At 63.6% G+C, this 21,804-nt stretch carries 24 protein-coding genes; 6 read left to right on the forward strand and 18 right to left on the reverse strand.

Annotated elements, in window-relative coordinates:
• Nucleotides 1-80 precede the first annotated feature (80 nt).
• Nucleotides 81-995 carry a translation elongation factor Ts gene (gene tsf, locus KT882_RS18940; protein WP_057157158.1) on the reverse strand — a complete coding sequence of 305 codons (915 nt, stop codon included), beginning with the start codon at nt 993-995 and terminating at the stop codon, nt 81-83.
• Between the two features lie 150 nt (nt 996-1,145).
• Nucleotides 1,146-1,898 (reverse strand): 30S ribosomal protein S2, encoded by a 753-nt coding sequence (gene rpsB / locus KT882_RS18945; protein WP_161073138.1) that lies wholly within the window; start codon nt 1,896-1,898, stop codon nt 1,146-1,148.
• A 336-nt stretch (nt 1,899-2,234) separates the two neighbouring features.
• On the opposite strand from rpsB, the gene KT882_RS18950 reads away from it, so the two are divergent.
• On the forward strand, nt 2,235-2,594 hold the full coding sequence (locus KT882_RS18950; protein ID WP_161073137.1) for a hypothetical protein: 360 nt from the start codon (nt 2,235-2,237) through the stop codon (nt 2,592-2,594).
• On the opposite strand, the gene KT882_RS18955 is transcribed toward KT882_RS18950, so the two are convergent.
• The 14 genes from KT882_RS18955 to KT882_RS19020 all read right to left on the reverse strand — a co-directional run bounded on the left by KT882_RS18955 (nt 2,591) and on the right by KT882_RS19020 (nt 13,758).
• Nucleotides 2,591-3,220: an FMN-binding negative transcriptional regulator gene (locus KT882_RS18955; protein WP_161073136.1), complete on the reverse strand. Its 630-nt coding sequence runs from the start codon at nt 3,218-3,220 to the stop codon at nt 2,591-2,593. The genes KT882_RS18950 and KT882_RS18955 overlap by 4 nt on opposite strands.
• Before the next feature lie 13 nt (nt 3,221-3,233).
• Nucleotides 3,234-3,797, reverse strand: coding sequence for a DUF302 domain-containing protein (locus KT882_RS18960; protein ID WP_161073135.1), 564 nt, complete (start codon nt 3,795-3,797; stop codon nt 3,234-3,236).
• A gap of 76 nt (nt 3,798-3,873) precedes the next feature.
• Nucleotides 3,874-4,377 (reverse strand): GlcG/HbpS family heme-binding protein, encoded by a 504-nt coding sequence (locus KT882_RS18965; RefSeq protein WP_228893037.1) that lies wholly within the window; start codon nt 4,375-4,377, stop codon nt 3,874-3,876.
• The gene (locus KT882_RS18970) at nt 4,374-5,324 is read right to left on the reverse strand and encodes a redoxin family protein (protein WP_228893038.1); all 951 of its coding nucleotides are present in this window, start codon (nt 5,322-5,324) and stop codon (nt 4,374-4,376) included. Before KT882_RS18970 ends, KT882_RS18965 begins: the two co-directional genes overlap by 4 nt.
• A complete protein-coding gene (soxB, locus tag KT882_RS18975) occupies nt 5,321-7,033 on the reverse strand; it encodes a thiosulfohydrolase SoxB (RefSeq protein ID WP_228896706.1) in 1,713 nt (570 codons plus the stop codon). The genes KT882_RS18970 and soxB overlap by 4 nt, the downstream gene beginning before the upstream one ends.
• An 11-nt stretch (nt 7,034-7,044) precedes the next feature.
• Nucleotides 7,045-7,686 carry a sulfur oxidation c-type cytochrome SoxX gene (gene soxX / locus KT882_RS18980; protein ID WP_161073133.1) on the reverse strand — a complete coding sequence of 214 codons (642 nt, stop codon included), beginning with the start codon at nt 7,684-7,686 and terminating at the stop codon, nt 7,045-7,047.
• A gap of 10 nt (nt 7,687-7,696) precedes the next feature.
• Complete coding sequence (gene soxA, locus KT882_RS18985; RefSeq protein ID WP_161073132.1) at nt 7,697-8,503, reverse strand: sulfur oxidation c-type cytochrome SoxA; 807 nt, start codon at nt 8,501-8,503, stop codon at nt 7,697-7,699.
• 65 nt (nt 8,504-8,568) lie between these two features.
• Nucleotides 8,569-8,880: a thiosulfate oxidation carrier complex protein SoxZ gene (gene soxZ / locus KT882_RS18990; RefSeq protein ID WP_161073131.1), complete on the reverse strand. Its 312-nt coding sequence runs from the start codon at nt 8,878-8,880 to the stop codon at nt 8,569-8,571.
• Between the two features lie 24 nt (nt 8,881-8,904).
• A complete protein-coding gene (gene soxY, locus KT882_RS18995) occupies nt 8,905-9,366 on the reverse strand; it encodes a thiosulfate oxidation carrier protein SoxY (protein ID WP_161073130.1) in 462 nt (153 codons plus the stop codon).
• Between the two features lie 43 nt (nt 9,367-9,409).
• Entirely contained in the window at nt 9,410-10,501 is a 1,092-nt protein-coding gene (locus KT882_RS19000) for a c-type cytochrome (RefSeq protein ID WP_161073129.1), read from the reverse strand.
• Nucleotides 10,485-11,834, reverse strand: a complete 1,350-nt coding sequence (gene soxC / locus KT882_RS19005; RefSeq protein WP_228893039.1) for a sulfite dehydrogenase — start codon at nt 11,832-11,834, stop codon at nt 10,485-10,487. Before soxC ends, KT882_RS19000 begins: the two co-directional genes overlap by 17 nt.
• Nucleotides 11,835-11,945: 111 nt before the next feature.
• Nucleotides 11,946-12,314, reverse strand: coding sequence for an ArsR/SmtB family transcription factor (locus KT882_RS19010; protein ID WP_228893040.1), 369 nt, complete (start codon nt 12,312-12,314; stop codon nt 11,946-11,948).
• Nucleotides 12,315-12,348: 34 nt separating this feature from the next.
• Nucleotides 12,349-12,768 (reverse strand): DsrE family protein, encoded by a 420-nt coding sequence (locus KT882_RS19015; protein WP_228893041.1) that lies wholly within the window; start codon nt 12,766-12,768, stop codon nt 12,349-12,351.
• A gap of 21 nt (nt 12,769-12,789) precedes the next feature.
• Nucleotides 12,790-13,758 (reverse strand): MBL fold metallo-hydrolase, encoded by a 969-nt coding sequence (locus tag KT882_RS19020; RefSeq protein ID WP_228893042.1) that lies wholly within the window; start codon nt 13,756-13,758, stop codon nt 12,790-12,792.
• Nucleotides 13,759-13,851: 93 nt separating this feature from the next.
• Here KT882_RS19020 and KT882_RS19025 point away from each other — a divergent pair, with 93 nt between their 5' ends.
• From KT882_RS19025 to KT882_RS19045, 5 genes are all read left to right on the forward strand, one after another.
• Nucleotides 13,852-14,223, forward strand: a complete 372-nt coding sequence (locus tag KT882_RS19025) for a VOC family protein (protein ID WP_228893043.1) — start codon at nt 13,852-13,854, stop codon at nt 14,221-14,223.
• Nucleotides 14,224-14,394: 171 nt separating this feature from the next.
• Nucleotides 14,395-15,222, forward strand: coding sequence for a type I methionyl aminopeptidase (map, locus tag KT882_RS19030; RefSeq protein ID WP_161073124.1), 828 nt, complete (start codon nt 14,395-14,397; stop codon nt 15,220-15,222).
• Between the two features lie 7 nt (nt 15,223-15,229).
• Nucleotides 15,230-17,812, forward strand: a complete 2,583-nt coding sequence (locus KT882_RS19035) for a [protein-PII] uridylyltransferase (RefSeq protein WP_228893044.1) — start codon at nt 15,230-15,232, stop codon at nt 17,810-17,812.
• A gap of 110 nt (nt 17,813-17,922) precedes the next feature.
• The gene (locus KT882_RS19040) at nt 17,923-18,672 is read left to right on the forward strand and encodes a pseudouridine synthase (protein WP_187358737.1); all 750 of its coding nucleotides are present in this window, start codon (nt 17,923-17,925) and stop codon (nt 18,670-18,672) included.
• A 113-nt stretch (nt 18,673-18,785) separates the two neighbouring features.
• The gene (locus tag KT882_RS19045; RefSeq protein ID WP_321170271.1) at nt 18,786-19,550 is read left to right on the forward strand and encodes a flagellar brake protein; all 765 of its coding nucleotides are present in this window, start codon (nt 18,786-18,788) and stop codon (nt 19,548-19,550) included.
• A 13-nt stretch (nt 19,551-19,563) separates the two neighbouring features.
• On the opposite strand, the gene KT882_RS19050 is transcribed toward KT882_RS19045, so the two are convergent.
• Nucleotides 19,564-21,006: an ATP-binding protein gene (locus KT882_RS19050; RefSeq protein ID WP_228893045.1), complete on the reverse strand. Its 1,443-nt coding sequence runs from the start codon at nt 21,004-21,006 to the stop codon at nt 19,564-19,566.
• A complete protein-coding gene (locus KT882_RS19055; RefSeq protein ID WP_228893046.1) occupies nt 21,003-21,686 on the reverse strand; it encodes a response regulator in 684 nt (227 codons plus the stop codon). The genes KT882_RS19050 and KT882_RS19055 overlap by 4 nt, the downstream gene beginning before the upstream one ends.
• Nucleotides 21,687-21,804: the final 118 nt, after the last annotated feature.

Raw genomic sequence — 21,804 nt, forward strand, 5'->3', positions numbered from 1 at the left:
CCGCCGGTTACTGCACCACCCGCTAGCTTACCAGCGAGTGGTTTGGGCTTAAAAAAACGGGCCTTGCGGCCCGCTTTTAATTATGCGCCTTTGGAGGCAGCCATTTGCGCTGCAACTTCAGCAGCGAAATCGTCTACCTTCTTCTCGATGCCTTCGCCTACCACGTACATCGTGAACGCTTTCACGGATGCGTTGTTGGCTTTCAGCATGGCTTCGATGGTTTGCTTGTCGTTCTTGACGAAGGCCTGGTTCAGCAGGGACACTTCTTTCAGGAACTTCTGTACCGAACCTTCCAGACGCTTGGCAACGATGTCAGCCGACTGGGCTGGCTTGCCGGCGGCTGCGGCCTGGGCTGCATCTTCGTCAGCTTTGGCTTGCGCAACCGAGCGCTCTTTTTCGATCAGTTCGGCAGGAACCTGGTCGGCCGACAGCGACACTGGCTTCATTGCAGCGATGTGCATGGCCACGTCTTTGCCAACCTGATCGTCCGCGCCTTCGAACTCAACCATCACGCCGATGCGGGTACCGTGCAGGTACGACGCCAGCTTGGCGGTGGTTTCGAAACGCTGGAAGCGGCGGATCGACATGTTTTCGCCGATTTTGCCGATCAGGGCGGTGCGCACTTCGTCCAGGGTCTTGCCTTCGCCGGCTGGCAGGGCCAGCAGGGCTTCCACGGTGGCTGGGTTGTTTTCAGCAACCAGGCGGGCCGCGGTGTTGGCCAGGTTCAGGAAGTCGTCGTTTTTGGCAACGAAGTCGGTCTCGGAGTTCACTTCGATCAGCGCGCCAACGCCGTTGGCGATGTAAGTTGCCACCACGCCTTCGGCGGTGATGCGCGAGGATGCTTTGGAAGCCTTGCCGCCCAGCTTAACGCGCAGCAGCTCTTCCGCTTTGTCCATATTGCCTTCGGCTTCGGTCAGAGCTTTTTTGCATTCCATCATAGGCGCGTCGGTTTTCGCGCGCAGTTCGCCTACCATCGCTGCAGTAATAGCTGCCATGTAATTCTCCTGTGTGTTCGGTGAGTGGTATGGGGTGGCTCGCAAGCCGGCACGCCCATACGCTGTCGTTAAAAAAAAGGGGGAGCAGATGCCACCCCTTTTAAACTACTGATTTGCTGCTTGGATGCCTGCCTTGCGGCAGGCGGCCAATTAGGCTTGTTCGCTGACTTCTACGAACTCGTCGCCAGCTGCGGCCTTGATCGTTTCCAGCACGTCGGCGCTCGAATTCGCGCGGCCTTCGAGGATTGCATCGGCAACACCGCGAGCGTACAGCGTGATCGCTTTCGAGGAGTCGTCGTTGCCTGGAATGACGTAGGTTACGCCTTCTGGGGAGTGGTTGGTATCGACCACGCCGATAACTGGGATGCCCAGTTTAGCGGCTTCGGTGATGGCGCCTTTATGGTAGCCAACGTCCACGACGAAGATTGCGTCAGGAACGCCGCCCATTTCCTTGATACCGCCGATGGACTTTTGCAGCTTGACCATTTCGCGGCTGAACATCAGCGCTTCTTTTTTCGACAGCTTCTCAACGGAACCGTCTTCGACTTGCGCTTCCATGTCTTTCAGGCGCTTGATCGAGGTCTTGATCGTTTTGAAGTTGGTCAGCATGCCGCCCAGCCAACGCTGGTCAACGTAAGGAACGCCGGCACGTTGCGCTTCAGCAGCGATGATTTCGCGCGCTTGACGCTTGGTGCCCACCATCAGGATGGTACCACGGCTCGATGCCAGTTGGCGAACGTGCTTCATCGCCTCCTGGTACATGCCCATGGTTTTTTCCAGGTTGATGATGTGGATTTTGTTGCGGTGGCCGAAGATGAACGGAGCCATCTTTGGGTTCCAGAAACGGGTTTGGTGACCGAAGTGGACACCGGCTTCCAGCATTTCACGCATAGTTACGGACATATTAGCTCCAGGGTTTGGGTCTGGAATCCGATCAGTCACCCTTTGACAGGCACCCTTGGCGACCGGATTCGCGTTTAAAAAATTAAGGATTTGTTACGTTGCTCAAAAACCAAATTCAAGCAACCCGAAATTCTACTCTGAAAACGGGGTTTTTGGCAAGCGCGGCGCGGCATGGCGAGACGGGGCGGCTGGTGAATTTGGCAATGTTTAATACGGTAGCGCAAATTCGCAACTGCTGGCCGGATATGTTGGCTTGCGCACCCCGGCAGCGGCCAGCTTCGTGATACGCTGGCATTATGGTCGACAGATGCCGAACTTCATTGCATTGGAGGACACATGCCTAACGACGCGCCGCAGCAAGAAGAAGCCGCAAGTCCTGCGATGCCCTTCCGGACGCTGCTTTACCGCTTCATGTTCTTCGACTGGCTGTTCAGGGACGTGAGCGCCGCCCGCAATCTGTTCGAGCGGCACGCCGCGCTGCAGCATAACCGCTTTATGAGCCGCTATCTGCCGGTCTACCTGCGGCGCTGGTCGGTGGTGGCGGCCTTCGATTTCGCGCTGGGCTTCCTGTTCGAGCGCGCGCTGCAGGCCACGTTGCTGTCGGCCTGGTTCTTCACCTGGTCCTGCGTCACCATTTCCGGCATGGTGGTGATTACGGCGGCGTGGCTGTTCCTGACCTTTGGGCGGCTGTCCTAGTCTTTGACGGCGGCCAGCATGGCCGCGCTGACCTGGCGCTCTCCCTGGGCCTGCAGCGCTTCGGCGGCCGAGCTTATATCTTTGATATCTTTATTCTGGCTGAGCTTGTACTTGCCTTCGATGCGGGTGATTTCTATCTCCAGGCCGACGATGGCCTTGAGCATCTGGTCCAGATAGTCTTTCGGGGCGTCGGCCATCTTCCAGGGCCGGGGCTGGGCGGCTTCATGGGTGCGGGTCAGGCGCCCGACCACGCCGCGCACAAAGCGCTCGTCATCCCGCACCGTTACCTTGCCGTGGACATGGACCACCATGTAATTCCACGTTGGCACCTGTTTGTGGGTCTCCTGCTTGCTGGGATACCAGTTGGGCGAGATGTAGGCGTCGCCTGCGCGGAAGACAACCAGCACTTCGCCGCCGCTGGACAGTTCCTGCCAGACCGGGTTGGCGCGCGCCACGTGCGAGGTCAGCACGCCCTTTCCGCCGGCGGCCGGGTCAAGCTCGAACGGCAGGTGGTTGGCGTCCAGCCCCGCTGCGCCGTGTGTCACCAGCATGCCGAATGGGTGCTGGCGGATAAAGTCGTGCAGCACGTCCGGGCGGGACTCCTCAAAGTGGGCTGGTATATACATGTCAGGACTTCCGTCAGAATTCGCCGCGCGCGGCGCGGTCCAGCATTTTCAGGATGCTGGCACGCACGCGCCGGGCAGTCTCGGCGACCGGCGGCGGCATCGTGCCCTGCATGCCGATCAGCATATCCATGTTCATGGTGTAGATCCACAGGCCGTCTTCCTGCTCGACCACCGAGATCCGGCATGGCAGCAGCGCGGACATGGCGGGGTTGAAGTCGACCATCAGGCGGGCTGCGGCCGGGTCGCAGTAGGAATAGACCTTGAGGAATTTGCCGGGCTGGCCGGAGCGCAGTTCCAGTTCCTTCGACAGCGCCAGCTCGCCTACCGCACGGATATTATCCTCGGCAGCGACGCTGGCGAAGGCTTCTTCGATTTCGGTCACCGTCACGCCGGGCTGCACCTTGCGCGCCCAGGTGATGCCCGCTGCCGTACCCGCTTGGCTGGCGGCTTGGGCGGGCGGCATGGCTACAGGGCTCGCTGCGGCGCCGGTCGTGGCCGTGCCGGTCGTACACGCGGCGGCGGCCAGGCAGCAAGCGGCCGCCAGGAAAATGGCATGAATTCGGATGGAGCTGCGCATGTCCGCGCCCTTATCTGGCTAGCAAACAGCGAGAATAGTGGCTGGACGCGAACTGCGCAAGCGCCGCGCCGCGCAATCAGAGGTTCAGGTCGTCCAGAACGGCGTCCAGACCCGCGCGGGCGCACTTGTCGTCCAGGTCCCCGGCAGGGGCGCCGGAAACGCCGATGGCGCCGTATGGCGCGCCGGCCGCTTCGATCAGCAAGCCGCCGCCCACCGCCGTCACGCGCGGTATCTGGCGGATGCCGCTGGAGGCCGTGCCGGACTGCGTGGCCTGTGCCAGCGCGGTGGTGTTCATTTTGAAGCTGGCGGCGGTCCAGGCCTTGTTGATGGCCGTCTCCGGCGTGTGCGCGCCTGCAAAGCGGTCGCGCAGCACGGCCTGGATCAAGCCGCTGCGGTCCACCACGGCCACCGCCACCTGGAAACCCGCACTGCGGCAGGACGCCAGCGCCGCCGACGCGGCCTTGAGCGCGGTTTCCGGCGTCATCAAGCGAATGGCGAAGCTGGCATCGCTGGCCGATGCGGCCGAGTGCGCGCCCAGCAGGATTGCGGCGGCCAGCATGCTGGCGATGGCGTTCTTCATGGGGCTTTTCTTTCCTTGGCGGGGGTGGCGGAGGCAGTGATGGCTTGCTTGGCCGTGGCGAAACGGGCGTCCAGATAGGCGCCGTACATGCCGGCGGTGTCGCCGCCTTTCAGCGGCGGCGCCAGCGCCTCGCCAGCGGGGCCGACAAACAGGACGGTCGGCGCGAATTGGACGCCCAAGCGCTTGGCCAGCGCGGCGTGGGTAGTGGCCGCGCCATCGAGCGCGGTCACGGCGCGGCTGCCGTTGACCTCAATTTCCCTGATTACGTAGGCGCTGCCCGGCAAAGGGGCCAGGTAGCTGTGGCGGACGGTATGGCAATGGCGGCAGTCCGGCAGCGTGAAGAACAGCACCAGCGGCATGCCCGCGCGCGCGGCAAGCTGCGCGTCGCGCCGCAGGTCCAATGCAAGAGAGACGGCTGGCTCACCGGCATGGGCGGCGGCGCTGGCGGTTGCGGCGCCGGCTGCTGCACGCTGCGCCTCGCGGGCGATGTCGTCGAAATCCTCATCAAGCATCTCGCCAATTTCGCTCCTTACCAGCTTGCCCTGCCGGTCGAACACATACAACGCCGGAATGCCTTTGAGCTTGCCAAGCACGGCCTCGAAGGCCCGGTAGTCCAGCGTAACCGGGTGGGTCAGCCCAAACCTCTTCACCCACGCGGCAGCCTTGGCAGCCTGCGCAGGATCGCCCGCCTCGATATTGACGGCGACAACCTCAAGCACCTGCCGATTCTCGCGGTACAGCTTCTGCAGCTTGGGCGCCTCGTTCGCGCAGAACGGGCAGGTACTGGAAAAGAGCGCAACGACCGTGGTCTTCCCCGCCAAACTTCCGGGCGTCACCACCCTGCCCCCAAGCGTCTTGAACGCCGGCAGGCTCACAGCGGCATGCGCGCCGACGGCAGACGCCATCAGCAAGCCGGCCAGCATGCAAGCGGCCAGCGTCCGCATCATGACAGCAAGCCCGGATTGCCCTGCACGCCGATCAGGCGCGGCGCGTTCAGTTTGCGCGGCTTGACCGTCTTCTGGCTGCGCAGCCAGGTCGCCACCACGTCCCACACAGGCTCGCCGCTGGCGCCTTCTGCCACCGGCGCCCAGCCGGCCACCTTGTACACCTTGGCCGCGTCTATCGGCTTGCCGTTCAGGCGCATGTCCTGTATCCGCCCGCCCATCTTCGCATTCGGGTCGATGGCATAGGTCATGCCCCCTACCCTCACCATGTCCCCGCCCTGCTGGTAGTACGGGTCCGGATTGAACAAATTGTCCGCAACGTCCTCCATGATGGTCTTGATGGTCGCCCCGCTCAACTCGGACACCGTGGTGTGCGAATACGTGGTGGCGGTTTGGTCCATCAGATGCTCCATCAGCACGGGGCTGTTCGGCAGCAGCGACGTGCCCCAGCGGAAGCCCGGCGAGAACGCGATTTCAGCCTGCTTGACGTCCATCAGCGCATCCACGATCAGCTGGTCGAAGCTGCCGTTGAAATTGCCCCGGCGGTACAAGGTGCCCTCGGTGACCGCCAGCCGCTCATTCAGCTTGCCTTCATATGGCGCGCGGATGCGGTTAATCAGCGCGTCCATGTCCTTGTCCGCCGGCAGAATGTTCGAGAACACCGGCAGCAGCTTGTATTGATAGCCCTGCACCTGGCCGCCGCGCACGTCGAAGTCCAGCACGCCGAGGAATTTGCTGTTGCTGCCAGCGTTGGTCACCAGCGTCTTGCCGCCGCCATTGCTGACGATGACAGGCGCAGGCATGCCGTCGTGCGTATGCCCGCCCATGATGGCGTCGATGCCGCGCACGCGCGAGGCCATCTTCAAGTCCACGTCCATGCCGTTATGCGACAGCACCACCACCACCTTGGCGCCTTTTGCGCGCGCATCGTCCACGTTCTTCTGCATATTCTCTTCCTGGATGCCGAAGCTCCAGTCGGGAATAAAGTGGCGCGGGTTGGCGATGGGCGTGTACGGGAAGGCCTGGCCTATCACGGCCACCTGCACGCCGTTCATCTCCTTCATGGTGTAGGGGCTGAACACCTGATCGCCGAAATCATTGGTCTTGATGTTCTGCGCGACAAAATCCACCTTGCCCTTGAAGTCCTTGTCGACGATTTCCTGCACCCGCTTGTCGCCCAGCGTCATTTCCCAGTGCGCAGTCATCACGTCCACGCCCAGCGCCAGGCAGGCGTCCACCATGTCCTGGCCCTTGGTCCACAGAGCGGTGGCCGAGCCTTGCCAGGTGTCGCCGCCGTCCAGCAGCAGCGCGCCGGGGCGCGACGCCCTGACGCGCTTGACCAGCGTGGCCAGGTGCGCGAAGCCGCCCACCTTGCCATAAGTCGCTGCGGCGCGTTCAAAATTCAGGCTGCTGAAGGCATAGGCTTCCGGCGTGTTCGGCTGCACGCCCACCGCGCGCAGCAGGTGGTCGCCCACCAGGTGCGGCATTTTTCCCTGCGCATCGCCCAGGCCCAGATTCACGCTGGGCTCGCGGAAGTAGACCGGCTTGAGCTGCGCGTGGCAATCGGTGAAGTGCATGAAGTGCACATTGCCGTAGCGCGGCAGCTTGTACAGCACGTCGGCCGACTGCGCCGCCAGCGCGCCCCGGGAATTGATCGCCATGCCGCCGGCGGCGGCAATGCCCAGCACCTGGACGAAGTCGCGTCGATTCATGCCCATGCGCGTCAGTCCTTGTTGACCGGGGATTCCGGATCCAGCAGCAGCGCCATCACGTCTTTCAGCTGCTGCTCGTCGAGGATGCCCTTGTGGCCGAAGCGCGGCATGTTGGAGCAGGCGTTATAGGCCTGCGAGTTGTACACCTTGGCCCAGGTGTATTTCAGGATCGCCTCGCTCTGGCCGCGCAGCTTGCCGTACTGGTACAGCGAGGGGCCGATGTTACCGAAGGAGATTTCCTGCTTGCTCAACTGGTGGCAGGCGTAGCAATTGCCGCCGTTCGGCGAGCCCACCTTGTCGGAGGACTGCATGCCACGGCCGCTCTGGGCGATCTTCTCGCCTTCCTGCCAGCGGCCGAGGTACTTGTCGTCGGACGGATACTTCACCAGCTTGAGCTGGTCGGCCTCCAGCTTGGCCGCCAGTTTCTTGGGGCGCTTGTCCTGCGCCGGGTATTCGCTGCACAGGCGCTGCGCCTCGTCCTGCTGCAACACGCCTTCCACGGTGGCCGGGCCTTTGGAGCGGAAGTCCGCCTTCATCAGCTCGTGCGCCTGCTTGCCGTAGTCGGCGGCCTGCACCGGCTGGGCTGCCAGTCCGAAGGCGGCGGCCAGCAACAGGATGCCGTGTTTTGCGCTGCGGTTTACGCTATGGATCATGCTGGTCTCCTTAGCGCTTCAGCGCTGGTGCGTTGTAGGTGCCGCCGTCGGCGTTCTTGGCCAGGAACATGGTCAGCGCGGTGATAAGGTCCGAACCGTACACCGGCTCCGGGAAACGCTGCTGGCGGAAGCAGTCATTGAGGCGATGCTGCATGGTGCGCACTTCGCCTTGCGACACGCGGTACGCCGGCCAGGTGGTGTAAGCCGCCTGCGCGTTGGACTTGTTCAGGATATTCGGCAGCTCCTGCAGCCGGATGCGCTGGCCGTTCGCCGAGTGGCAGGTGGCGCAGGCAAAGTCGTGCGCGCCGCCACGGTAGAAGAACATCTTCTTGCCGATCTCGTAGGCCGCCTTTTCCTGCGGGTGGCGCGTGGAAACCGCCATCTTCATGCCCTTGGACTGCGCGGTGATATAGGACACCAGCGCTTCGATATCGGACTGGTTGGCGGTGGAGCCGAACGGCGTCTTGGTGGCCTGCTCCAGCGTCAGCCCCTGCAAGGTGACGCGGCAGTGCACCAGGCGCTGCTCCAGGTCCATCACCTTGTTGACGTCCTTGAAGTAGCGCGGCAATTCAACGTAGGCGCCTTTCAGCACACCAGGCCCCTTGCCCAGGTCGCACTTTTCCAGCGTGGCCTCGCGCGGGCCGTCCTTTTTGTTCCACAGTTCCTCGCCGCGCATTTCCCACAGCTCGGCGGGATTGCCGTCGGCCAGCAGCTGCCGGTACTTCGCGATTTCATCGGTGGCCGATGTCTGCGCCAGGGCGGTGCCCAGCGCGGACAGGGCCAGTGCGGCCATCAGGTAGGAGCTCGTCCGTTTCATTGCATCTCCGTTTCTTGTCAGGTGGGTGGTCTGCGCCACTTGCTCGTGCTGCGTCTAATGCTCGCTCAGGCGACCACTACTTCGTCGGTGCGGCTGTCGCCCTTGTTGTCGGTCCATTTGATGGCGACCTTGTCACCCTTGGCGCCGCCCTTGAACTTGAAGGACAGGAAAGGATCTTTGGAGATGGAGGTGCCGAACTGCGCGTCCAGCACGACCTTGTCTTTGCAGGTGGCGACCAGGGTCTGGATAAAGTGCGCAGGCACGGCCTGGCCTGCCGCGTCCTTGCGCTGGCCGGTTTCCATGTCGTGGCGTATCAGTACTTTCACTTCCACCGTATCGCCGGTGGCGTTGGCGCGGATGCGCATTGGATTGCCCATGATGTCTTCCTTATATTGGGTTAATCAGCCGCCGCAGCCGCCGAGGGTGACCTTGATTTCCTTGCTGGCGACGAACCATTTGCCGTCCGCCTTGACCAGCGCGTGCACGTTCGAGGTGCTGCCCATCTTGACGCGGGTGCTCACGGCAGCCTCGGTGCCGGCCGGGATCTTGAAGCTGGCCGACAGCGGATTGGGGTTCTTTTCAACCAGGATGGCGATCATCTCGGTGTTCGGCACATTGCTCGATACCGATACCGGCACCACGGCGCCGTTTTCGGCGATGTCCGGGCCTGTGATGGCCACGTCGGTGCTTGCGCTGAAGGAGTCGCCGCCCATGGCTTTCAATGCCGCGTCCAGCGATTTGGCGTCGAACATGCTCGCCTGCCAGTCGGCGGCGAAGACGTCGCTCGGCTTGAGCAGGCCGGCGGTCACCGCGAGGCCGAAGATGGAAGCAATGCGCAGGGCATCACGTCGGTTCTGATTCATAGTTGTCTCCGTTGTTATAAATCCGGCAGGTACCTGATTGCGCTTACTTTGCGCCGTCCAGTATCCAGCCGACGATTGCTGCAATGTCCTCGTCCTTCAAATGAGCCTGCGCCGGCATGGGAACCGGTCCCCAGGCGCCGGAACTGCCCGCCTTCACCTTGCCCGCCAGGCGCTGCGCAGCGCCAGCGTCGCCCTTGTATTTGGCCGCGATGTCGCGCAGCGCCGGGCCGACTATCTTGTTGCCCACGCCGTGGCAAGCCATGCAGGCGTTCTGCTTGGCCAGCGCCTGCGCACTAGCGCCAGCACTCGCCTTTGCGGGTGCCGCCGCAGCCGCGGCGACGGCGGAAGCCGGAGCGCCTGCAGCCACCGGAGCCTTGCCAACCAGCGCCGCCGTCGGCGAGGGCTGCGTGGTATCCACGCCGCGCACCGCGCCAAAGCTGCGGTTCTGCGCCGACAAATCGCCATGCACATTGCGCGCCGCCGCCGGCAGTTCCGAGCGCAGCTTGACCTCGCCGCAGTTGCTCATGCAGGCGGTGCTGCGCACATCGGCCTTGCCCTTCACTTCCCACATGCCATGCGCCTGCGTCATGCCATTCCGGTTCGGCATGCGCGCCTGCACATCGGCGATATTCCTATCCGACAGGACAAAATCGTCCGGCACCACTTCCGCCATGTTCAGGATATAGGCGGTCACCGCATAAACCTCCTCGGTGGTCAGGCTCTTGGGCGCAGTCCAGGGCATGGCGCGGTTGATATAGTCCCACAGTGTGGAGACGGTTGCCACCTTCATCATGGTGGTGCGCTGCGGTTGCTTGTTGTCGCGCAGCGACGCCACGCGGCCGGACTTGACATCTTCCTTGCTTGTACCGCCCACAATTGGCGTAAACACCTCATTCGATTCGCCAAACGTGCCGTGGCAGGAAGCGCACTTGCCCTCCCAGACTTCCATGCCCTTGACCACGCTGCCCGAGCCCTTGGGCAAACCCTTGAAGTCCGGCCGCACGTCGATATCCCACGCAGCCACCTCCTGCGGCGTGGCGCTGCGGCCCACGTTCGCGTAAGGCGGCGCGGCCAGCAGCGTGCACGAAGCGGCGGCGCACAGCAGCGCCACGGCGGCTTTAATAAACCTGGACATTCGACACCTCCCCGGACGCAGCCACTTGCCACGACTGGATGGCGTTGTTGTGATAAATGGAGCGCGTGCCGCGTACAGCACGTAGCTCGTTGATCTTCGGCTGCACATAGCCGGTTTCGTCGATGGCGCGCGCTTGCAGCACGGCCGGCGCGCCGTCCCAGGTCCAGTCGATATTGAAGCGCGTCAGGCACTTGGACAGCACCGGAGACTCCAGCCGCGCCGTGCGCCAGTTGCGGCCGCCGTCCGTGGACACGTCCACGCGCTTGATCTTGCCCCGCCCGGACCAGGCCAGCCCGGTGATGTTGTAGAAGCCCGTATCCAGCAGGCGCTGGCCCGCCGAGGGCGTGGTGATAACGGATTTGCACTCCTGGATGGAGGTGTACTGCCGGTACATCCCGTCCGGCATGGCGTCGACATAGTGTATGGCCTCGTCCTTGGCGGCATAGGGCTGGTCGCCCACTTCAATGCGGCGCAGCCACTTCACCCAGGACACGCCCTGCACACCCGGCACCACCAGCCGCAGCGGATAACCGTTTTCGGGACGCAGCATCTCGCCGTTCATGCCCCAGGCCACCAGCACGTCGTCCAGCGCGCGGTCGATGGAAATGGTGCGCGTCATGCCGGAACCGTCCGCCCCCTCCGCCAGCACGAAGCGGGCGGTCTTCTTGTCGTAGCCGCAGTCGTCCAGCAGCACCGAGAGCGGCACGCCGGTGAATTCGCTGCAGCTCAGCATGCCGTGCGAGTACTGCACCGACGGCACCGCCACATTGCCCCACTCCATGGCCGTATTGGCGCCGCATTCAATGAAGTGCATGCGCGAGACCGACGGCAAGCGCATCAGGTCGTCCATGGTGTAGACCTTTTGCTGGCGCACCAGGCCATTCACCATCAGGCGGTGCTGGGCGGGGTCGATGTCATGCCAGCCCTGGTGGTGGCGCTCGAAATGCAGGCCGCTGGGGGTGATGATGCCGAACAGGCTTTGCAGCGGCGTGAACGAGACCGAGGCCGCATTCACGCGGGTCAGCCCCGGCGACTCGCGGCGCTGCAGCGCGCCTTCAAAGCGCGACGGCATGCCGTAAGGGTTGGCCGCCACTGGCTTGCCCAGCGTTCTGGAATGCTCGGGCAGGGTCAGGATGGCAGGATCGCCGCCGGCCGCCTGGCCGTAGGCAGTGCCGCTGGCCAGGGCCGCGCTGGCCGCCAGGAAGCTTTTGCGCAGGAAGCCGCGCCGCTGCTCGTCCAGGCCTTTGCTGGTGATATCCAGCGCCAGCTGGCTGTCCACAAAATTCTCGGGGGCGCGCAGGATGCGTCCCGCCTTCGCTACTTCGCCGGTCATGCCGTCTCCTTGTTCTTATTCACGTCGGTTATAACCGCGTCAAACTGGAGTATATGACTAATCACGCATATTTGCGAAACGTTTTTGCAGTGTGGCAAAAATGCAGCGGATTCAGGCGCTGGCTGTAGCGAGGGGGGCTTGCGCTTCCGGCCGGCTTGCACTGCGGGCCAGGATGTCGGCGCTCACGCGGGCGCACACGCTCTGGCAAATGCCCAGCGTGGCCGGATCGTCGATGCGGTAGTAGACCTGGGTGCCTTCCTTGCGCCGCGCCAGGATCTTGGCGCGGAACAGCATATTGATCTGGCGCGACACATTGGCCTGGCTGGCTTCGATCTCGGTCACGATGTCATTCACGGCGCGTTCGCCGTGGCACAGGCTATGCAGGATTTTCAGGCGCGTGGGTTCGGACAGCAAAAAGAAGACGTTCGACACTTCCTCGAACAATTCGGCCATCTGCTCTTTGCTTAAGCTGTTATCCACGGAAATCTCATCGACGGTAGGGAGAGCAATTATATCAAGGCTTCAGGTAGACAAAGCCCTCTTCCGCCTGCAGCCGCGCCACCTCGGCCACGCCGGACGGCACAATCTTCGCTTCCGGCAGCAGCTTGGACTTGTCCAGCTTGCGCGCATCGAGCGTGTTTTTGCAGACGCGGAATTCCACGCCCCGGTCGGCCAGCTCCTGCACCGGGATATCGTAGGGATTGCCGTTGGCGTTCTTCGCGCCGTCCAGCAAAAAATCGATGCCGGGGCCGTGCGTGACCACGACGATCTTCGCGCCGGGGCTGGCGTTCAGGTGGTTGCGGATGTTGTTCAGCGCACCGGTGGCCGCGTCGCTATTGTTGATGTGGTAGACCACCTTGATTGGCGTTGCCGCCATGCCGGTCACGGCGAACAGCGCAAACAGTACGGCGACAAAAGAACGCAACAGCTTCATGAACTTCTCCTCAGGTTGATTTTATTGTTTGCCCAGGCTTTCGCGCTCAAGCAGCAGATAGGTGCCGTAGGCATTGATGCGATTGGCTTCCTTGAACGCAGGATACTGCTCAAAGCGGCGCCAGTCCACCGCCTGGTAGGCTTCGTCGAAGGTCTGCATGTCCGCCACCGCCTTGCCCATCTGCTCGCGCAGGTAGAGCAGATAGCTGGTGGTCAGCGCCAGGTCGGCCTGCGGATTGGTGGACGCCGGGCCGTGGCCGGGGATCACCACCTTGGGGCCGGCGGGGAAGCGCGCCAGCGCCTGCAGCCAGGCCTTGCTGTCGGCGTCGCCGACGAAAGGGATGCGGCCGGTGAAGAACAGGTCGCCCGCGAACAGCACTTTCGCGTCCTCCACGTAGAGCATCAGGTCTTCCGACGAGTGCGCACCGCCCACGTCCAGCAGCGTGAAATGCGTGCCGCCCAGTTCGAATTTGACGGTCTTGTCCTTGCCGAAGTCCAGCCAGCGGTCGGCGGGCAGCAGCCGCGTATCGGCATCCACCCACGGCGCCAGCGACGTGCGGCGCTCCGCCAGCCGGGTCTGCGTAAAGTCGGACGCCAGCGTGGTCTTGCCCGCGCCATGCGCCCAGATTTCAACGCCGGGCTGCTTGAGGGCTTGCAGGCCGTAGAAATGGTCGGCGTGGTAATGGCTCACGATTATCCGGCGCACCGGCTGCGCGGTCACGCGTGCGATGGCCTTGAGCATGGCCGCGCCCAGCACCGGCGTGGCCAGCGCGTCGAACACCACCACCCCGTCGCGGGTGACGACAAAACCGGCGTTCGACATAAAGCCCTTGTTCGCCGCGCTTGCCATGCCGGCCTGGCCCTGGAAATAATAGACCTGCGGCGCGACCTGGAGCGGCGTCAGCTCGATCGGCGGCGCGGATTCGGCGCCCTGCGCCCGGCCCAACAACATCAGCAAGGCCATGCCCAGCGCGGCTGCATATATGCGCATATGACTACTCTCGCAAATTAAAGTATTCCATCATGCCATAGACGCCCGGCTTGGCTGTAGTATTATCAGCTTAACCACATCCTTGGAGACGACATGAAACTCGGCGCATTCTCGCTCAGCCTGGCGGTTAAAGACATCGAGGCATCGCTGCCGTTCTACGAAAAGCTGGGCTTCAAGCCTTTTGGCGGCGACGTTGCCAACAAATGGGTCATCCTCAAGAATGGCGAGCACATCATCGGCCTGTTCCAGGGCATGCTCGACAAAAACACCCTCACCTTCAATCCCGGCTGGGACCAGGACGCGCAGCAGCTCGGCGAGTTCACCGACGTGCGCGAGATCCAGCGCCAGCTCAAAGCGCAGGGCGTCGCCTTCACCGCAGAAGCCGACGAAACCACCACCGGCCCGGCCTACGCCATCCTGCTGGACCCGGATGGCAACCCGGTCTTCCTCGACCAGCATGTATAAGTAACAAATGCGATGGGACATTGAAGGTGTCCGGCTACGTGTTTCAGTAGCATCCAGCGGCCTGGGGCTGGGCAATCCGGGCTTGCCTATACGGCAACGACATGAATCCCGCGAGAAGATGGTGGGTCGTTTATAATTTCACCTATACATTTCTCACAGATTCCCTACCCCATGGCTATTACCATTAATTCCGCCGAAGACATCGAAGGCATGCGCGTTGCCGGCCGCCTCGGCTCCGAAGTGCTGGATTACATCACTCCCTTCGTCAAACCCGGCGTCACCACCGGCGAACTCGACCGCCTGTGCCACGAATACATGGTCAACGTGCAAGGTTCCATCCCTGCGCCCCTGAACTACTGCCCGCCCGGCTACACCCCCTATCCGAAAGCCATCTGCACTTCCGTCAACGACGTGATCTGCCACGGCATTCCTGGCGACAAGGTGCTGAAAAACGGCGACGTGGTGAACCTGGACATCACCGTCATCAAGGACGGCTACCATGGCGACAACAGCCGCATGTTCTTCATCGGCGAGCCGTCCATCCTGGCCAAGCGCCTGTCCGACATCACCTACGAATGCATGTGGCTGGGCATCGCCAAGGTCAAGCCGGGCGCCCACCTGGGCGATATCGGCCACGCCATCCAGCAGCACGCTGAAAAAGCCGGCTACAGCGTGGTGCGCGAGTTCTGCGGCCACGGCATCGGCAAAGTGTTCCATACCGAGCCGCAAGTGCTGCACTACGGCCGCCCCGGCACCCTGGACGAGCTGAAGGCCGGCATGATCTTCACCATCGAGCCGATGATCAACGCCGGCCGCCGCGAAATCCGCGAAATGAACGACGGCTGGACCATCAAGACCAAGGACCGCAGCCTGTCCGCGCAGTGGGAACACACCGTGCTGGTAACCGAAACCGGCTACGAAATCCTCACCTTGTCTGCTGGCAGCCCGCCGCCGCCGGCGTTCATCGCCGCGCAAACCGCCGCCGCCGCCGCTGCCTGATCCCAGCATGCCCGCTGCCGCCATGAAGAAGGAGCTGCGTGAGCAGCTGAAAAGCCAGCTCAAATCTGGCCGCCAGACCGTCATCGCCGGTTTCCGCGAGGACGGCATGCCCGAGAAACTGCTGCGCAACCTGCGCCAGGTGGTCGACGGCGTGCTGTCAACGGCATGGCAGGAAGCGGCGCTGCCGCCCGAATCCGCGCTGGTGGCGGTGGGCGGCTTCGGGCGCGGCGAGCTTTTCCCTTATTCCGACGTCGACCTGCTGATCCTGCTGCACCAGGCGCCGGACGCGGACACCCGCGCCCGCCTGGAAGAGCTGGTGCAGCTGCTGTGGGACCTGGGCCTGGAAATCGGTTCCAGCATCCGCACGGTGGACGAGTGCATGAGCGAGTCGCAGGCCGACATCACGGTGCAAACCAGCTTGCTGGAATCGCGCCTGGTGTGCGGCAACCAGGCGCTGTTCGAGGAAATGCAAACGCGCTACAACGCGCAGATGGACCCGCAAGCCTTCTTCCACGCGAAGATGCTGGAAATGAAGCAGCGCCACGCCAAGTACGAGGACACGCCCTTCAGCCTGGAGCCCAACTGCAAGGAAAGCCCCGGCGGCCTGCGCGACCTGCAGGTGATCCTGTGGATGGTGAAGGCGGCGGGCCTGGCCAGTTCCTGGCGCACGCTGGCCACCGGCGGCTTCATCACCCAGACCGAAGCGAAGCAGCTGATGGAAAAGGAGCGCGCCTTCAAGGACATCCGCGTGCGCCTGCACCTGCACGCCGGCCGCCGCGAGGACCGCCTGGTGTTCGACGTGCAGACCGCCATCGCCGAAACGCTGGGCCTGACCACGCAAGGCAGCGGCCCGAACATGCGCCGCGCCAGCGAGTTCCTGATGCAGCGCTACTATTGGGCCGCCAAGACGGTGACCCAGCTCAATTCCATCCTGCTGCAGAACATCGAGGCACGCCTGTTCCCGCAGCCCTGCGAGCCCACGCCCATCAACGCCCGCTTCAACGAAGTGAACGGCTTTATCGACATGGTGGCGGACGACACGTTTGAAAAAACGCCGTCGGCCATGCTGGAAGTGTTCGTGCTGATGACCGAGCGCCCTGCCCTGAAAGGCATGACGGCCCGCACCACGCGCGCGCTGTGGCACGAACGCTTCAAGATCGATGCGGCCTTCCGCCACGATCCGGTCAACCGCGCCTACTTCCTGCGCATCCTGCAGGCGCCGGTGGGCATGTTGCACGCGCTGCGGCGCATGAACGAGCAGTCGCTGCTGGGCCGCTACCTGCCCAACTTCCGCAAGATCGTGGGCCAGATGCAGCACGACCTGTTCCACGTCTACACGGTGGACCAGCACATCCTGATGGTGGTGCGCAATATGCGCCGCTTCACGATGACCGAGCATGCGCACGAATACCCGTTCTGCAGCCAGCTGATGGCGAACTTCCCCAACCACTGGCTGCTGTACGTGGCGGCGCTGTTCCACGACATCGCCAAGGGCCGGGGCGGCGACCACTCCAAGCTGGGCGTGGCCGACGCCGCGCAGTTCTGCCAGGACCACGGCATGAGCGCCGAGGACACCGAACTGGTGACCTTCCTGGTGGAGCAGCACCTGACCATGTCGCAGGTGGCGCAGAAGCAGGACCTGTCGGACCCGGACGTGATCGAAGCCTTCGCCAAGCTGGTGAAGGACGAACGCCACCTGACCGCGCTCTACCTGCTGACCGTGTCCGACATCCGCGGCACCAGCCCGAAAGTGTGGAACGCCTGGAAGGCCAAGCTGCTGGAAGACCTGTACCGCATCACGCTGCGCGTGCTGGGCGGCGAGCCGCATTCGGCCGACCGCGAACTGAAGAACCGCCAGCAGGAAGCGCTGGCCACGCTGCGCCTGTACGGCCTGCCGCCGGACGCGCACGAGCCGCTGTGGAAGCAGCTCGACATGGCCTACTTCCTGCGCCACGACGCGTCCGACATCGCCTGGCAGACCCGCGCCCTGTACGACCGCCTGGACAGCGCCAAGCCGGTGGTGAAATGCCGTTTGGCGCCGATAGGCGAAGGCCTGCAGGTGGCCGTGTATGTGCAGGACCAGCCCGACCTGTTCGCGCGCATCTGCAGCTATTTCGACCGCAAGAACTTCAGCATCCTGGACGCCAAGATCCACACCACGCGCCACGGCTACGCGCTGGACACCTTCCTGGTGACGGAGCAGAACTTCGCCAAGAGCTACCGCGATATCATCAGCCTGATCGAACACGAGCTGTGCGAGCTGCTGCAGTCGCAGGCCGAACTGCCGTCGCCCACCAAGGGCCGCCTGTCGCGCCTGTCGCGCACCTTCCCCATCCAGCCGACCGTGGACCTGCGGCCGGACGAACGGGGCCAGTACTACCTGCTGTCGGTGGCGGCCAACGACCGCACCGGCTTGCTGTATTCGATCGCCAATGTGCTGACCAGATACCGCATCAACCTGCACACGGCCAAGGTGATGACCTTGGGCGAGCGGGTCGAGGACGTGTTCCTCGTCGATGGCGCCGCGCTCAACAACGCACGCAACCAGCTCCAGCTGGAAACCGATTTACTGGAAGCGCTCAAGGTTTAAAACCATGGCGGGTTACGGCTGCGCCTAACCCGCCCTACAATGAGCAAATAATAATTCCGTAGGGCGGGTTAGCGCAGCGTAACCCGCCAACAACGAACGAAACAAGAACAATGTCTGAAGAACTCTTACGCCTGTCCAAACGCATGTCCGAACTGGGCCTGTGCTCCCGCCGCGAAGCCGATGAATGGATCGCGCGCGGCTGGGTGCGCGTGGACGGCCAGGTGGTGTCCGAACTGGGCACCAAGATCTATCCGAGCCAGCGCGTCACCGTCGAGCGCCAGGCTGCCGCCGAGCAGTCCAAGCGCGTCACCATCCTGATCAACAAGCCTGTCGGCTACGTCAGCGGACAGGCTGAGGACGGCTACACGCCCGCCGTGGCGCTGATCAAGCCGGAGAACCGCTGGGCCGAGTGCGACGCGCCCGAGAATTTCCATCCCACCCAGTTGCGCAGCCTGGTCCCCGCCGGCCGCCTGGACATCGATTCGGTCGGCCTGCTGGTGCTGACACAGGACGGCCGCGTGGCCAAGACCCTGATCGGCGAACATACCAGCGTCGACAAGGAATACCTGGTGCGGGTACAGTACACCAAGGAAGGCAAGCTGCCGGACGCGGACCTGAAGAAGCTGAATCACGGCCTATGGATGGACGGCAAGCCCCTGCTGCCGGCCAAAGTGCGCTGGCAGAATGACGACCAGCTCAGTTTCACCCTGCGCGAAGGTAAAAAGCGCCAGATCCGCCGCATGTGCGATATGGTAGGGCTGCGCGTAGTCGGACTGAAGCGTGTGCGCATCGGCAAGGTCAAGCTGGGCAACTTGCCGGAAGGCCAGTGGCGCTATCTGAAGGCTGACGAGCAATTTTAACCACAACGTGCCGTGTACGCTATATTTCCTTGCTATTTGGCAAGCCAAAGTCCTGATATGCTTGTAAACTACCGGGACCGGCCGGTGAACCGCCCTTATAGAGACTTGCTGCTGTGAATGATCCAATTCCTAACGACTTCCGTAAAGGCCCACCCGCGCTGCAAGACGCGGTCGAGCCCATTGCTGCGGGCTCCAAGCCGCACGAAATAACGGATGTCGACGACATCGGCGATTCGCTGACCGTACTGGCGGAAAACGGCGACGCGGTCTCCGTCTACCCGGCCATGAGTACGGAAGTGGTGATGGCGCGCATCCTGTCGGTGTCGCCGGACCAGCCGCATTTCGTGCTGGAGCTGAACGAGGGCGAAACCATTCCCCCCGGCGGCGCCACGTTTGTGGCCTGGCTGCGCAGCGCCAAAATCCAGTTTACCCTGCCCGGCCCGGCCTGGAATTCGCTGCCCGAGCAGCCGCACCTGATCCCGCTGGAGTTTCCCGAGCGCTGCCAGGTGCTGAACCGGCGCGCCACGGCGCGGCTGGAAACGCCGCTGGGGGTGTACTTCACGGCCTCGTTTGTCCTGAACGGCAAGCCTTACGAGTTGCAGTTATACGACTTTTCGCAAGGCGGTGTGGGCATGCGCTGCGCACCGCGTGACTCGCAGGGCCTGCACGTGGGCCGCAAACTGCAGCGCGTGCGCCTGGAGCTGGGGCCGGACGCGGTGATTATCGCCGACCTGGAAATCCGCCTGTCGCGCACCTACCGCTCCTTCCTGCTCGGCGAGCAGGTGCAGATCGGCTGCCAGTTCCTGAACATGTCCGCCACCATGCAGGACGACCTGGCCAAGCTGATCGACAAGATGAACTCCCGCCAAAAGCGCTGACCCCAGCGCAAGTTCAAGCCGCCAGCGGCAATCTCACTTCCACCAGCAGGCCGCCGCCTTCCCCGTCCAGCAGTGCAATCCGGCCGCCGTGCCGGGCAGCGGCCGCCTGCGCGATCGCCAGGCCCAGGCCGCTGCCGCTTTGGGTTTGCGCAGGATCGCGGAAAAAGCGGTCGAACACGCGCTGCCGCAGCGACAGCGGAATGCCCGGCCCCTGGTCCTCCACCGTCAGCAGCGCCATCGCCGGCGCGCCCTCCGCGCCGCGCTCCAGCGCCAGCCCCACCCGCACGGTGCCGCCGTCCGGACCGTACTTGATGGCGTTTTCCACCAGATTGTCCACCAGCGAAATCAGGCTCTCGCGCTGGCCCTGCACCGCCACCGCCTGCGCGGCCGCCAGTTCCAGCTCCACGCCGCGCGCGGCGGCCAGGCCGGACAGCACGGCCAGCCTGTCCTGCAGCAGTTCGTCGAGCGGCACGCGTTCCTGCGCATCCTGCCCCGCGTCCGTGGCTTCGCTGCGCATCAGCATCAGCAACTGGCCGACCAGGCGCGTGGCCCGGTTGCCGCTGCTCAGGATACCTGTGAGCAGCTGCCGTTCGCGTTCGTCCACCGCCTGGCTGTGCAGCGCCTCCACGTTCACGCGCATGGCCGCCAGCGGGGTACGCAGCTCGTGCGCCGCGTCGGCAATAAAGCTGCGCTCGCGCTGCGCGCTTTCCGCCACGCGCTGCATCAGCGCGTTGATGCTGTCCACCATGGCCACCAGCTCGCGGTGGCGCGAGGTGTAGACCAGCGGCGTAAGCGCATGCGGACCGCGCGCCGCCACTTCGCGCGCAACGCTGCTCCAAGGCCGCAAGGCCAGACGGATGGACAGCCAGGCGGGCAGCAGCAGGAACGGCAGGTTGATCAGCAAAGGCAACAGGTAGTAGCCGCGCATGCTGATGGTGACGAAGATATACCAGCCGCCGGCCGGCACCATCATCACCGCGCGGGTGCCGCTGCCCTCGGCCTGCACGCTGCGCAACCGCCATTTGCGGTCGCCCAGGCTCACCAGTTCCGTGCGGTACAGCGGCAGATGGCTGACATCGATCGCCGGCGCATGCGGCGAACGGAAAATCTCGCGCCCGCCCTGTATCAGCACCAGAGACGGCGACAGCTTGGGATCGCCGCTGCCGTAGCCTTTGCTCAGCGACAGGTCGATCAGTTTCAGGCTGCGGGCCTGGCGGTCCGGGTGGTCCGCCAGGTCGTCCGCCACGGCCAGGATGGTGTGGTAAATGTGGTCTTCGCGCAGCAATTCCTGGTCGTGGCCGATCTCGTAGCTGATATAGCCGAGAAATATGGTCCACAACAGGGTCAGCAGCGCCATCTGGGCCACCATCAGGCGGCGCACCAGGCTGGGCTGCACGATGGCGACCCATATGCGGCGCCACCATGGCGCGGCGGCGCCGGCTGCGGCGCCGATCATGCCGGCCCCGCCGCGCCCGGCGCCTTCACGTCGATAACATAGCCCACGCCGCGCACGGTGCGCACATAGCCTTCCCCTATCTTGCGGCGCAGATTGGCCATGTGCACGTCCAGCGAGTTGCTGGCGTTGGCCTGCGCGCCGGGCAAAGCCTGTTCCTCCAGCATGCGGCGCGTCACCACGCGGCCGGCGCGCATCAGCAGCATTTTCAGCAGCTCGTATTCGCTGGCGGTCAGGTCCACGGGCTTGTCCGCCACGCTCACGCGGCGCGTGGGCGCATGCAGTTCCAGTCCGCGCAGTTCCAGCGTTTCACCGTCGAAGCCATAGCTGCGGCGGGCCAGCGCGCGCACCCGCGACAGCAGCTCGGCCAGTTCGAAGGGCTTCACCAGGTAGTCGTCCGCGCCGGAATCGAGGCCGCGCAGGCGGTCGCTCAGCGCGTCGCGCGCACTCAGTATCAGGACCGGCAAGTCGCGCCGCTCCCGCCGCAAGCGGCTCAGCAGGGAGATTCCGTCGCCGTCCGGCAAACCCAGGTCCAGCAGCACCAGGTCGCAGCCGCCGGCGTCCAGGTGGCGCGCGGCGTCTTCAAGCTGGCGCGTCCACACCACCTCCATGCCCTGGTCCGCCAGTGCTATTCGCACGCCGTTGCCCAGGTCCAGGTCGTCTTCTATCAGCAGTATTTTCATGCCTCTATTAGAGCATGGCGATCTTAAGATCAGCTAAAGCATTGTCTTCATGGAATCTTCATGAAAGGCTCAGATTTGCTTCATGCCCGCGCAGCACACTGCAGGCCTTCCCAACTCA

This window comes from Pseudoduganella aquatica, assembly GCF_020865585.1.
GTDB lineage: Bacteria > Pseudomonadota > Gammaproteobacteria > Burkholderiales > Burkholderiaceae_D > Rugamonas > Rugamonas aquatica_A.